At 67.6% G+C, this 12,245-nt stretch carries 11 protein-coding genes, 1 tRNA gene and 3 pseudogenes; 8 read left to right on the forward strand and 7 right to left on the reverse strand.

Features of this window, described 5'->3' with window-relative positions; all coding sequences use genetic code 11:
- Positions 1-15 precede the first annotated feature (15 nt).
- The 3 genes and pseudogenes from OG700_RS03665 to OG700_RS03675 form a co-directional block, all read right to left on the reverse strand.
- Positions 16-678, reverse strand: a complete 663-nt coding sequence (locus OG700_RS03665) for a Tn3 family transposase (RefSeq protein WP_405608785.1) — start codon at positions 676-678, stop codon at positions 16-18.
- A gap of 64 nt (positions 679-742) precedes the next feature.
- Positions 743-1,054: pseudogene (locus tag OG700_RS03670) on the reverse strand (Tn3 family transposase); the annotation flags it as partial.
- A complete protein-coding gene (locus OG700_RS03675) occupies positions 946-2,721 on the reverse strand; it encodes a DUF4158 domain-containing protein (protein ID WP_405608788.1) in 1,776 nt (591 codons plus the stop codon). The gene OG700_RS03675 and the pseudogene OG700_RS03670, both read right to left, overlap by 109 nt.
- Positions 2,722-3,091: 370 nt before the next feature.
- Here OG700_RS03675 and OG700_RS03680 point away from each other — a divergent pair.
- From OG700_RS03680 to istB, 3 genes and pseudogenes are all read left to right on the forward strand, one after another.
- Positions 3,092-3,490 (forward strand): annotated as a pseudogene (locus tag OG700_RS03680) (phosphotransferase); the annotation flags it as partial.
- 198 nt (positions 3,491-3,688) lie between these two features.
- A complete protein-coding gene (gene istA, locus OG700_RS03685) occupies positions 3,689-5,284 on the forward strand; it encodes an IS21 family transposase (RefSeq protein ID WP_405608791.1) in 1,596 nt (531 codons plus the stop codon).
- Positions 5,284-6,054: an IS21-like element helper ATPase IstB gene (istB, locus tag OG700_RS03690; RefSeq protein WP_405608794.1), complete on the forward strand. Its 771-nt coding sequence runs from the start codon at positions 5,284-5,286 to the stop codon at positions 6,052-6,054. Before istA ends, istB begins: the two co-directional genes overlap by 1 nt.
- Positions 6,055-6,066: 12 nt before the next feature.
- On the opposite strand, the gene OG700_RS03695 is transcribed toward istB, so the two are convergent.
- Together OG700_RS03695 and OG700_RS03700 are read right to left on the reverse strand one after the other, a co-directional pair.
- Positions 6,067-6,330, reverse strand: a complete 264-nt coding sequence (locus OG700_RS03695) for a hypothetical protein (RefSeq protein WP_405608797.1) — start codon at positions 6,328-6,330, stop codon at positions 6,067-6,069.
- Positions 6,331-6,339: 9 nt separating this feature from the next.
- Positions 6,340-6,654, reverse strand: a complete 315-nt coding sequence (locus OG700_RS03700) for an integrase (protein WP_405608800.1) — start codon at positions 6,652-6,654, stop codon at positions 6,340-6,342.
- 181 nt (positions 6,655-6,835) lie between these two features.
- Here OG700_RS03700 and OG700_RS03705 point away from each other — a divergent pair, with 181 nt between their 5' ends.
- On the forward strand, positions 6,836-7,402 hold the full coding sequence (locus OG700_RS03705; RefSeq protein ID WP_405608803.1) for an IS5 family transposase: 567 nt from the start codon (positions 6,836-6,838) through the stop codon (positions 7,400-7,402).
- On the opposite strand, the gene OG700_RS03710 is transcribed toward OG700_RS03705, so the two are convergent.
- On the reverse strand, positions 7,386-7,928 hold the full coding sequence (locus tag OG700_RS03710; protein WP_405621407.1) for a GNAT family N-acetyltransferase: 543 nt from the start codon (positions 7,926-7,928) through the stop codon (positions 7,386-7,388). The two genes, OG700_RS03705 and OG700_RS03710, sit on opposite strands and share 17 nt — an antisense overlap.
- 165 nt (positions 7,929-8,093) lie before the next feature.
- On the opposite strand from OG700_RS03710, the gene OG700_RS03715 reads away from it, so the two are divergent.
- Positions 8,094-8,504 carry a nuclear transport factor 2 family protein gene (locus OG700_RS03715; RefSeq protein WP_405608806.1) on the forward strand — a complete coding sequence of 137 codons (411 nt, stop codon included), beginning with the start codon at positions 8,094-8,096 and terminating at the stop codon, positions 8,502-8,504.
- Positions 8,505-9,638: 1,134 nt separating this feature from the next.
- A pseudogene (locus OG700_RS03720) lies at positions 9,639-10,906 on the forward strand (tyrosine-type recombinase/integrase).
- A gap of 56 nt (positions 10,907-10,962) precedes the next feature.
- On the opposite strand, the gene OG700_RS03725 reads toward OG700_RS03720, so the two are convergent.
- A tRNA-Pro gene (locus OG700_RS03725) sits at positions 10,963-11,036 on the reverse strand.
- A gap of 101 nt (positions 11,037-11,137) precedes the next feature.
- Here OG700_RS03725 and OG700_RS03730 point away from each other — a divergent pair.
- Both OG700_RS03730 and OG700_RS03735 read left to right on the forward strand, forming a co-directional pair.
- Entirely contained in the window at positions 11,138-11,644 is a 507-nt protein-coding gene (locus tag OG700_RS03730; RefSeq protein ID WP_405608809.1) for a DUF309 domain-containing protein, read from the forward strand.
- Positions 11,645-11,780: 136 nt separating this feature from the next.
- Entirely contained in the window at positions 11,781-12,230 is a 450-nt protein-coding gene (locus OG700_RS03735) for a carotenoid oxygenase family protein (RefSeq protein ID WP_405608812.1), read from the forward strand.
- The last annotated feature ends 15 nt before the right edge of the window (positions 12,231-12,245 follow it).

A 12,245-nucleotide genomic window follows, 5' to 3' on the forward strand; every position in this document is an offset into this window, starting at 1 on the left:
GCCAGGCCCGGAGTGTCACGCCGAGGTGCTTGCTGTCTCACCCTGCGGCGTGCGCGGGCCGGGCACCGTCGCCCGGATGGACAGGTCCAGATCGAGGCGGCCGTACGGATTCACACGGGTCCAGAACAGCGGCGACAGCGCCCGGCGGTCCGCGTCGGTAAGCTTGTCCGCCCACTTCGGATCGGCTAGCTCCTGCACCAGCAGCGTGTTGACGTGCACCAGCGCGGACTGGAGCAGGTACAGCGCGAGCATGCTGACCTCCTGGGACTCCTTGTCCGAACCGGCCAAGTCGCCGTCCTTGCCGTAGAAGAGATCCTTGTTCGCGGAGTTCCAGTTCTCCACCACCTGCAACCCCTCATGGATCTCCTGGCGCATCTCCACGTCGGCCAGGTAGTCGCAGACGAACAAGGTCCGCACCGCCCGGCCCAGCTCCTCGATCGCCCGGTACGTCGGGTGTTTCGGCCCTCCTCGGGTGAACCGGCGCAGGACCTGCTCGGCCTCCGCGGTCCCCAGGCGCAAGGCAGTGGTGTACTTCACGATCTGGTCGTACTGCTGGGCGATCAGGTCCCAGTCGATCGTCTTGGTGGAGAGCACCGGGCCCAGGTTCGGCCCCTGGTCGTCCTCCCCGGCCGCCGGCCGGTACAGCTTCGCGGAGCCGATGTTCTTCAGCCTCGGCATCAGCCCGGACGGCGAAGGTGGCGTTCACCAGCTTGCGCAGGGCCGCACGCATGTTGGCCCGGTTGACGAACAGGTGCCGCACCCGCCGCAAGGTCGCTTCGCTCTCGCCGTGCTTGCCGGTCACCGCGACCCGCTTGATGCCCATGTTCGTGCCCAGCCCGAACAGCACCAGCAGCAGGCGGCGCCGCAACACGTCCTTGGACAGGTTCTCTCTGGTGGCCACCGAGGTGAACTCGGCGATGAAGTCCGTGTCGAACTCGGCGTACTTCAGGATGTCCAGCAGGTCGATGGTGCCCCAGCGCCGCTCGATCTCTCCTTGATGGCGACCAGGGACTCCGGCTCCTCCTGCTTCGCCCGAGGGGAGACCCGAATCCACGGCTCGCCGTGCTTCTTCACGATCGCCACCCCGCCCGTCGTACCCTCCGCCAGCGCACCCTCGAAGCGGTCCAGCGAGGTGCGGAGCATGGTTTTGCGGGCGGCGATGAACTCCCTGGCGTCCTGCGGCTGGCCCAGCGCGGCGTAGTGCACGTCCCGGTTGTCCTCGAAGTCGGCGGGCAGGTCGTCCTCCGGGTTGCGCCACCGGTTCGCCCCCAACACCCAAATCTCCCGCCGGCGCACCGCGTCCCGCAAAGCGACCAGCACGCACAGCTCATACGGAATGCGCTCGACCCGCCCCTTGTCGTCCACCACCGCCGCCCGCCACTGATCCGGCACCACCCCCGCCAACGGCACGCTCTCCGCCGGATCGAAGAACGCCCCCTCCTTCAACGGCTGGTCCAGGTAGCGCTGAAGCAGATCGATCGCGTCCATCACCGGCCGGTAGGCAGTGTTGTTGCACTTCAGCTCCAGCGCGCCCAGCAGCGGCGAGAGCATCCGCCGCCAGTGCGCCGAGTACGAGGAGCGCAGCACCGTACGGACCCGGGCCTTGTAGCGAGCCTCGTTCGCCGCGGCCTCCGCCGCCAGGGCCTTCAACGTCTTCTCCCCGCCGACCACCGGGTAGATCACCCGCCGCACGGTGCCGGACGGCTCGGACAGCGCCGCCTCCGCGACCCGCAGGAGCATCCCCTCCTTGCCCCGGACCTTCTTCAGCTCGGCGTTCAGCTCCTTGTCGACCTTCCGCTCCGCCCTCGTGTTGATCTTCAGCACGAGCTGGATGAACAGGTCCACCAGCGAGTCGGTGATCTCCGTCTGCCGCACATGACACAACGCGGCCAGCAGCGTCAGGCGCCGCGGCGGCTTCATCCGCTCCAGGTTCGCCGGGTACTCCTTCGACGCCCGCGCACGCCACGCGTCCACCAGCTTCTCCGACACGTCCCCGAACAAGTCCGCGGGCAGCTCCAGCCGCCGCACCCGCTGAAGCTTGTTCACCTCCGCCAGCAGGCTCTCCAGGCCCGGCGCCCCCGGGTCGGCCTTCAGCTCGGCGAAGTGCGAACGCCCGCCGGCCGACACCACATCCTGGCAGTCCGCTCCCTCGCCCGTCTCGTCCTGGCTGCCGGCGACCAGGTCCTCCAGGCGCGACCGCGTCGCGTGTGAGATCCGCTCCATCCTGCTGCGGCAGAACTGGGCCTCGAAGTCCTTGACCGCCTTGCCCACCAGCCGCCCGACCCGGCCTGGGGCCGGCGGCTCGATGTCGTCGTTACGGCAGCGGGCCACCACCGCTGCCGCCAGCCGATCTCGCGACAGCTCCACCGGACACAGCTCAGCGGCCAGCCACTCGGCCAGCCGCTCCTGGTCCTCCTCGGTGTTCGCCCGGAACCCATACGCCTCTCGGATCTCCTTGCGGTGCCGCTTGATCCGGTCACCCTGCCAGTCGTAGGCGTCCCACGCCTCGGCGGGGACCTTCACCTGCTGGGCCACGTACTCCACCGCCGCCGCGGGCATCTCTTTGGCGGACTCCGGGAACCGGGCCTCCACCTCGAAGAACTTGAGCAACAGCGCGAATCCCAACCAGGTCGCCCCGGACTTGTTCCGCACCTTCTTCATGTCGTCTTCGAGCAGCGTCCAGACCTCGATCAGGTCTTCCGGCTCCCAGTCCTGCCGCATGCGCCCCATCCTTCGCCGTCACTCGTTCAGCTCAACGAAGCGACCCAGGCGGGGAAACGAGGGCTACGAAAGTTACTCAGTGCTACACGCCACCTGGCGGTAGCTATACGAGAACAGGGCCGAGATTCCCGTGGGTTCGCGAAAGCTGAAGGTAGTTCATCGGGAACTGAGGGTCCGGTGCCGCCATTTTCAGCGATAGTCCCCTGAGTTCATGGGGAACACGCTGGGTCGGCTTCGACAGGCGTGCGTGTGGAGTGCGCGGAGCAGAGGATGGCCAGTCGAGGAAAATCGATCGACAGACGAGTGCACGAGGCGCTGTGATGGCTCCGACTGCCTGCCGCATGGAGCGGGCCCACCACAGGAGTTGCTCTTGGCCGCCGGGAGAGCCGCGGACCCCCGCCCCGCGATCGATGCCGCACTGGCCAGACGTCTGGTCGATACGCAGTTCCCGCAGTGGGCCGAGCTGCCTCTCAAGCTGCTCGACCCGGCCGGTTCGGACCATGTGATCTACCGGCTGGGTGAGGACCTGTCTGTCCGGCTGCCCCGCCATGCGGGTGCCATCAGACAGGCCATGAAGGAGTCTGAGTGGCTCCCCAAGCTCGCCCCGCACCTGCCGTTGGCTATCCCCGTACCGGCGGGGGTGGGTGAGCCCGACTTCGGCTATCCGTGGCCGTGGGCGGTGTCCCGCTGGCTGGACGGCGATGTGGCGACCGCCGAGGCACTGGCCGACTCGTCCCGGGCTGCCGTCCAACTGGCGGAGTTCCTCACATGTCGACGATCGAGTATTTCCCCATCCCGGGTGGTTTGAGCGTCTCGTAATTCCCCATCCCGAATTCTCCTAATTGGCCATGGGTACAGCGGAGTTCGGGATCGAGGGACCTGGTCATCGCGGAGGTGCGGTGGGCAGTCCTCGGACCATGCTTCGGATGGCCGTTGGGCAGCCCGGATGGCGAGGAGAACGTTCGTCGTGGTCGATGTCACCGAGATCTATGTCCACTGGTACGCAGGCCGCTCGAAGAGCGAGCTGGCCGCGTCGCTGGGACTGGACCGCAAGACGGTCCGCAAGTATCTGGCCCCGGCGGAGGCGGCGGGGATCAGTCCGGGCGGTCCGCCGATGAGCGAGGCGGACTGGGCCAAGCTGGTCAAGGAGTGGTGGCCCGGCTTGGCCAACTCACGTTTGAGGCGGATCACTTGGCCGGAGATCGACCGGCACCGTGACTACATCGAGAGCCTGCTGGGGACGGTGACGGTCACCACGATCCATCAGCGGCTGCGGGACGAGCACAAGCTGGAAGTATCCGTCTCCGCGTTCCGCCGGTGGGTGCATGCCACGCTCCCTGACAGACTGCAGAGTTCGCAGGTCACCGTGCTCCGCGAGGATGTCGAGCCCGGTGAGGAAGCCCAGATCGACTACGGGTTTCTGGGGCAGTGGACTGACCCACGCACGGGCAAACGGCACCGGATCTGGGCCTTCGTGATGGTGCTGCCGTGCTCACGCCACATGTTCGTGCGTCCGGTCCTGCATCTGCACCAGCACTCGTGGACCGAGGCGCACGTCGCCGCCTTCCGCTATTTCGGCGGCGCCCCGCGCCGGCTGGTGCCCGACAACCTCAAGACCGGGGTCGACAAGCCCGACCTCTACGACCCGAAAGTCAACAAGGCGTATGCCGAACTGGCCACCCACTACGGGGCGTTGGTCGATCCGGCCCGCGCACTGAAGCCCAAGGACAAACCGCGGGTCGAACGGCCGATGCCCTACATCCGTGACTCGTTCTGGCGCGGACGGGAGTTCACCTCGATCGAGCACATGCAGGCCGAGGCCGTCACCTGGGCTCAGGACGTCGCAGGCCAGAGACCATGCCGCCCGCTGGGCGGAGCCGCACCGATGGCAGTCTTCGGTGCCCTGGAGGCGGAGACGCCGCTGCCGCTGCCACCGACCCCGTTCGTGCTGGCCCGCTGGTCGACCGCGACGGTCGGCCCGGATATCCACATCAAAGCTGGCCGCACGCTCTACTCGGTGCCCTGGAAACTCATCGGCCGGAAAGTCGACGTCCGCTCCACCGCGACGATGGTCCAGATTTTCCTCGATGGCGACCTGGTCAAGACCCACGTGGCACTTGAGCAGGGAAAACGGACCGACAAGAGCGACTACCCGCCGGAGAAGATCCCCTTCCAGATGCGCACGCCGCTGTGGTGCCGCACCCAGGCATCGGAGGTCGGGGACGACTGCCGCGAGGTCGTCGACCAGTTGCTGGAAGTCAACGCGCTCTACCGGCTCCGGGCTGCCCAAGGGGTCCTCGGGCTGCGCAAAAAGTACGGGGACAGCCGTCTGGAAGCGGCCTGCGCGCGGGCGATCGCAGCCGGCGACCCGTCCTACCGGACCGTGAAGGGCATCCTGATCGCCGGCACCGAAAGCGATCCCGAGCCCGAGACCAGCGGCGATGCCGGAGCCGCCGCCTTCCTTCACGGACCTCAGCAGCTGTTCGCCTCCGCGATCCCCTCGGGGACGACGGACGGACTCCGTGACGACCAGGACCACGACGACGTTGAGAAAAGCATCTGATGAGCGTGATGGACACCGCCCTGCGCGAGTCGCTGAAGTCACTGCGGCTCTCGGGCATGCTCGAAACCCTCGACGCCCGCCTGGCCCAGGCGCACGCCGGCGAGCTCGGCCACCTCGACTTCCTCCAGGTCCTCTGCCAGGACGAGATCACCCGCCGGGAGACCGTCGCCTTCCAACGGCGCCTGACCCGGGCGAGGTTCGAGCAGCAGGTCACCCTCGAAGAGTTCGACTTCACCGCTTCCTCGAAGCTGCCCGCCGCTCAGATCCGCGACCTTAGCGCCCTGCGCTGGCTGCACTCCGGCGAGTCGGTCATCCTCTTCGGCCCCGTCGGCGTCGGCAAGACCCACGTCGCTCAGGCCCTCGGTCACCTCGCCGTCCGCCAGGGCGCCCACGTCCGCTTCGCGAAGACCAGCCGTATCCTCGCCGACCTTGCCGGAGGCCACGCCGATCGCACCTGGGAAAAGCGAATCCGTGAACTGGTACGGCCCGACGTTCTCATCCTGGACGACTTCGCCATGCGCCAGCTCTCCGCGGCCCAGGCCGATGACCTCTACGAACTTGTCAGCGAGCGCCAGGGCAGATCCCTGATCATCACCAGCAACCGGGCACCCAGCGACTGGTATCCGCTCTTCCCCAACCCTGTCGTCGCCGAGTCGCTCCTGGACCGGCTGATCAACACCAGCCACCAGGTCATCATGAATGGCCCCAGCTACCGGCCGAACAAGCGACCCAAGAACCCCACCGACAAGCCGGTCAAGCCACTCACCTGACGGCCCGACCGGTCAGAATCCGGCGTCGACAGGCCGCTGATGCCCGCACGGCGCCGGATTGCCGATCTTGTCGAAGACCTCGGCGTCACTTCCCGAATTCACCCACACCGTGATGCCCTGATCATGAACGACGACGTTGAACGGCGACTCCTCGGGCTCCTTCTCGGTCACGACGGTGAACTCCTCACCCGGACGCATCCAGTGGTCAGTTCCCCACGGTTCCACCCAGAGGCAGAGCAGGCTGTCTGTCTCGTTGCTCACGCTCGTCTTCGACACGCAGGCACTCTAACGAGCCGCGTCCTCGGCCCGAGACGCCTGGGCCACGACGGGAGCCTGGGGAATTACGTGAACTTCCGCCTGGGGAATAACGCGATCGCCCACATCGGCGTCGGCCGGCTCCATATCCCACAGCGGCCGACCCAACCAGGCCCGCATCTGGTCCAGGTGCCCGACGTCCCCGCGGATGGTGCCGTCCGCAAGCCCCGCCGAAGCCCGCGCGAGGACGAACCCCGCGAGCACGTCGGTCTCGAACTGCTCCAGCTCCTCCGCCGAGACCGGATCGCGGAACTCGCGCAGGTCGCGTACGGCTGCCAGCCCCAACCCGAGCCCCCTCACCTTCACCCCGATAACGGATCGATCGGACGAAGTGAGAACGCTTCAAGAATCCTGAAATTACATCACCAGCTCGAAGAACACCCCAAGGAGGCAGAACACCCTGGCCACGTAGACATGGACTCAGTAGGGCTCAGGGGAACTCGCGGGATGTCGCACACTCGACCGTGTGCCGGGCCCCAGCACGCCGCCGGCGCGCGGAAAGGGGGACCTTCAGGTCGAGCCGCCCGGCGGAATCGGCGTCGAGCCGGACGACCACGGCCTCGGCCGCTCGCGCGGCGGCCTGACCACCAAGCCGCACCTGGCCGTCGAGCAGGGACAGAAACCGATGTCCATCGTGATCACGGCCGGGCAGCGCGGCGACTCCCCGCAGTTCGAGCCGGTCCTGAGGAAGGTCCGCGTCGCCCGCCCAGGGCCCGGACGTCCGCGGACCCGACCCAACCGGATCCGTGCCGACAAGGCATACGCCTCCCGCAAGAACCGTGCCTACCTGCGGCGACGCGGTATCCGCTGCGCTATCCCGGACAAGGCCGACCAGGCGGCCCACCGCAAGAAGCGCGGCTCTCGTGGCGGCCGGCCCCCCAGGTGCGACGCCCAGGACTACAAAGCCCGGCACACGGTCGAATGCGGTATTAATCGCCTCAAAAGGCACCGTGCCGTGGCCGCGAGATACGACAAACTCGCGGTCCGCTACGAAGCGACCGTCCTGGTCGCGGCCATCAACGAGTGGTTGTGACGTGCGTGTCCGACGACAGGCTGAACACCCTCACTCGGCGGTCACAGCTGGTATCAACGGTCTCGCACAGCAGGTGCATCCCGAGTTTGGCCATGATCCGCCCGGATGCGCCGTTACCGACCTGGGCGACGCTGACGAGCCGCTCCAGCCTTCGGTCCTCGAACCCGAACCGCACAGCGGCCGCGGCGGCCTCGGTCGCCAGGCCCTGCCCCCAGTGGGATCGACCGAGTCGCCGGCCGACCTCAACCGCGGGCAGCAGTTCCGGCATGAAGTCGGGGACTGACAGGCCGGTGAACCCGGCCATCTGCCCGGTGGAGCGGATCTCCACGGCGAACAGGCCGAAGCCGTGCGCGTCCCACTCCCGCCCCATCGCCTCGATCCCGTCGCGGGTCTGGCGCTCGTCACGGACGCTGCCATCGCCGATCCACCTCATGACCTCGGGGTCTGCATTGACAGCGGCCATAGGCGCGACGTCCTCCTCACGCCAGCGACGCAGGATCAGACGAGGAGTCTCACGTGTGACCATCCGATCATTCTGGATCACGAACGAGCTCCCCGCCATCCTCACCAGGCACTTCCGATACACGCCCTAGGCGCAGGTTGTAGACCGCACGGCGCGGAGCGGTGCGTCACAAACAGACGGGGTCTCAGGGGCTGCTGTTCGCGATCTCTGCGTCAGCCGCGAGGCCGTGTGGGTGCCACGGCGTCGACCGCCGATCGTGGACTCGCCGAGGACCAAGACATCGCCGGATGGATCGCGGCCTTCACCGACGACGGGACCTTCACCGACGAATCGATCCCGCACACCTACCGCGGCGCGGAAGAGCTGGGCAAGACGGTCGAGGTCTACGCGAAGGCGTTCCCCGACATGCACCGTGAGCTCGACCAGTTCCACGTGACCGGTGACACGGCCATCGTGCAACTGCGCCTGCAAGGAACCCACCTCGGTCCGCTCGAACTGCCCACGGGGACCGTCCCGCCAACCGGTAAACGCATGGATGCCCCGTGCTGCGACGTGTTCGAGCTGCCCGACGGCAAGATCAAGCGCTTCGACTGCTACGCGGAAGGATCCGTCGTCGCTGCCCAACTGGGCCTGACCTGAACCCAGGACGGACGTGAGCCTTCAAGCCGAGGGATCGGGCTTCGGCTTGAAGGCTCACGCGATGGGGATCGCGACCACCGCGACGCCAGAGCCAGATGTAAAGGCGCACGGGTGGTTCACCTGGCGACTGCGAGCAGGCTTCTTGGCGAATGCCCGCAGGCGCAGGGCCCCCGCCCAGCGATCTCTGTCCCGCATAGCCGCGGCCAGAACTCGTCGCAGGCCGCCTGTCGCCACTCTGCGCGGGTGACCGAGTGGGGCCGCTCTGCACCACGAAATTCCCGGCATCCTGTCATTCCCGCCCAGCCAGGAGGCGCATGACCAGCGGGGCAACGTGTCTGATGACCCATCAGGACGAGCGTCAAATGAGCGTCAAGATGCCTCGTAGAGCGTCATTTCAGCGTCGAGATATCGCCCGTAACGCACACACCGCACATAACGCACACTACCCAAACCCGCAGGTCAGGCCGCCTTCGCGATGGGCTCCAGGATCGCAACGCACTCCACGTGGTGCGTCATCGGGAAAGCGTGAACGACGTATCCGGGGTTCTCGTCACGCATGAGAGTCGGACTCGGGCAATCACTCACGGGCGAAGGGAACATAGGCGCGCGTCACCGGTTGGCCGAACCGGCGCTTCCGCAGACGATTGTTGTGCCCTGTCTGTCCCGAGCATCACTGCGGATCGATCCGTCAGCGGCATGTCACCAACACTACGGAGGTGGAGTCTTCTGTTCTCCGTGTGCGGGCGTGTCGTCTGTCGCCGAAGGTTCCTCCCCCTGTAGCCCTCTGGTGCTCCACATCTCCTGGAGATCCACCGAACTTGCCCCCCGAACCGATAACAACTTCCACGAATGATCAGCCGCCCATGCAGGAGGAGGGCGTGACGCCCTCCGTAGGCGGACGCTCTGCTTCCCTTGACGATGAGAGCCGTTCGTCCCTCCTGGCCAGCGACTGGTATTCGACCAGTGACCTCGCCGCCTGCCTGCACGTCGACGCCTCGACTCCGCGTCGTTGGCGCACCGCCCACCCCAGGGGCCGCCGTTCGTCTCCGTTTCGGAACGCGTCGTCATGTACATCGCGCTCGACGTCGAGGAATGGCTGCGCAGCCGCCGGACCGTCCCACGCCGAGAAGCCTGATGACCGACAAGACCGTTGTGCCGGTCGGCGTCCGGCTCTCTACTGATATCGAACACCGCCCCAACCGTCCCGCCCCCTACCGGGCCCGTGTCCGCTGGTTCGTTCCCGTCTCGAAGCGCCGCTTGTCACTGTCCGAGGGAAAGCACACCGAGGACGAAGCGCAGGAGTGGCTGGACGCCACTATCGAGGCCGCTCAGGCCGGTCTGTCCCCGTCGCTCGCCACCATGAAACTCGCCGACTACGGCGAAGCCAACATGGATCTCGCCCTGCGTGGGCCGGAGTTGAAGACCCACGACCCCTACCTCTCAGGGTGGCGGCAACGCGTCGTCCCCGCTCTCGGGCACGTCCCGGTCCGCATGATCACCAATGGCGCGATCGACCGCACCGTGCAGCACTGGATCGCCGACGAGCTCAGCCGCTCCACGGTGAAGAACACCATCGCGGTCCTGGTCCGCGTCATGGAGCAGGCAGTCCGTGACGGTCTCATCAAGGTCAACCCCGCCCGGATCACGGGCTGGCAGAACTCTACAAACAGGCCGAGGACGAACTCCACGACCCACGGGCGCTGGCTCTGCCCGACTGGGAGACCCTCGTGGCGCTGGCCGACGCGCTCGTGGCCGCCTCGCACGACCAGTACCGCGGCTGGGGAGACGTGGTCGTCTTCGCCGCGTGCACGGCCGCGCGGATCGGCGAGTTCTCGGGCTGCCGCGTCGGGGACATCGACACCGACCAGTGGATCTGGACCGTACGGCGCCAGACCACACCCGCACCCGGCGGGCTGACCGACAAGGGCACCAAGGGCAAGCGGGCCCCCAAGGTCCCCATCGTCGAGGAGATCCGCCCCCTCGTCGCCCAACGCCTCCTGTCCGCCGGGCCGAACCCCGCCGCCCGCCTGTTCACCGGTCCCCGAGGCGGACGCATCTCCACCGCAGTCCTGCGTGACGCAACCCACTGGGACGACGTCGTCACCAAACTCGGTTACGAACACCTGCGCCGCCACGACCTCCGGCACACCGGACTGACCTGATTCGCCGGCGCCGGGGTCCAAGTACACGTACTCCGCAGAATCGCCGGCCACGGCTCACTGACCACCACCCAGCGCTACCCGCACCCCGACGTCCACAAGATCACGGCTGCCGGGGCGGCGCTCTCTGCTCACTTCAACGTGCCGCGCGCACCACGCTCACTGCCGAGCCCCATCGTCATGACCTTGACCCGGTCAAGGGCGCCGGACCCCAACTGGTCGCCAACTGGTCCCCAGAAATGATCAAGGGCCGGTCTCGGATTGCTCCGAAACCGGCCCTGATCTGCGACTGTCTCCAGTCGGGACGACAGGATTTGAACCTGCGACCCCTTGACCCCCAGTCAAGTGCGCTACCAAGCTGCGCCACGTCCCGCTGCTCCGCCGTCCGGGAGATTTCCCGGCGGCCACAGTGGAGAACATTACCCCACGCCCGGCCGACGCCCGGCCGCCAGTGGCCGGGGAGACAATCGGGGCATGACGGAGAACCGGCGGGATCGAGACATCGAAGGGCGGGCGCGGAACGCGCGCCCGCGGGATGGGCTGGGGCGGCCGTTGCCCTACGGGGCGCCCGGGGTCGAGCGGCAGCCCGAGGGGGTGGTGCGGGCGCCCGACGAGACGTTGCGGGAGGCGCAGCGGCTGCTGGACGCGGGGATGCCGTTCCACGCGCACGAGGTGTTCGAGGACGCGTGGAAGTCGGGGCCCGGTGACGAGGAGGCGCTGTGGCGCGGGATGGCGCAGCTCGCGGTGGGGCTGACGCACGCCGCCCGGGGCAATACGACGGGCGGTGCACGGCTGCTGCTGCGGGGCGCCGAGCGGATTTCCGGGTACGGGGCGCCGTACGGGATCGATGTCCGCGGACTCACCTCGTGGGCCCGTGAGCTGGCGGAACGGGTCGCGGACGCCCCGGTGGACGCGGCTGCCGAGGCGCCGCGCCTGACGCGGACCGACCGGCCCGCAGGGCCACCGAAGGGCGCTGGGTGAACTCCGGGACAGGGTGTCCGGCTACACCCTCGTCCGGTCCTCAGACCTCCTGACCCGCACGGCGATCCCCAGCAGGATCTTCCTTGTCGAACAGATACCGGTACCCGTAGCGGATGCGTCCGCCTTCGGTCTAACGGTGACAGGCCGGATCCCCCGCGAGCTGAACGGCCACTACCCGCGGGTCGGCCCGAACGTGCTCGGGCTGGAGGATCCGCGCGCCCACCACTGGATGCAGGGCGACGACTTCCCCGCCTACACCCACGTCATCCCGTACAAGGGCCGCGTCCTCGCCCTCCAGGAGAGCCGGCCACTGCCGTACGAACTCGACGGCGACCTCAACACCGTTCGCCCGTACGACTTCCGCTCCACGCTCGAAGGCGCGTTCACGGCACACACCGAGTACGACGCGAAGGCCGATGAGTTGCACGGCATCTCCTACTACCCGGCCTTGGACCATGTGCGGCACCTGGTGATCGACCACACCGGCCGGGTGGTGCGGGACTTCACCGGACGGCCGGTCGCGCGTGTTCATCTGGCGGGCCGGGTACCCCTGGGATTCCACGGCAGTTGGGTGCCCGACGCGTGACGGGGGGAAGCAACC

Source organism: Streptomyces sp. NBC_01508, assembly GCF_045040315.1.
GTDB lineage: Bacteria > Actinomycetota > Actinomycetes > Streptomycetales > Streptomycetaceae > Streptomyces.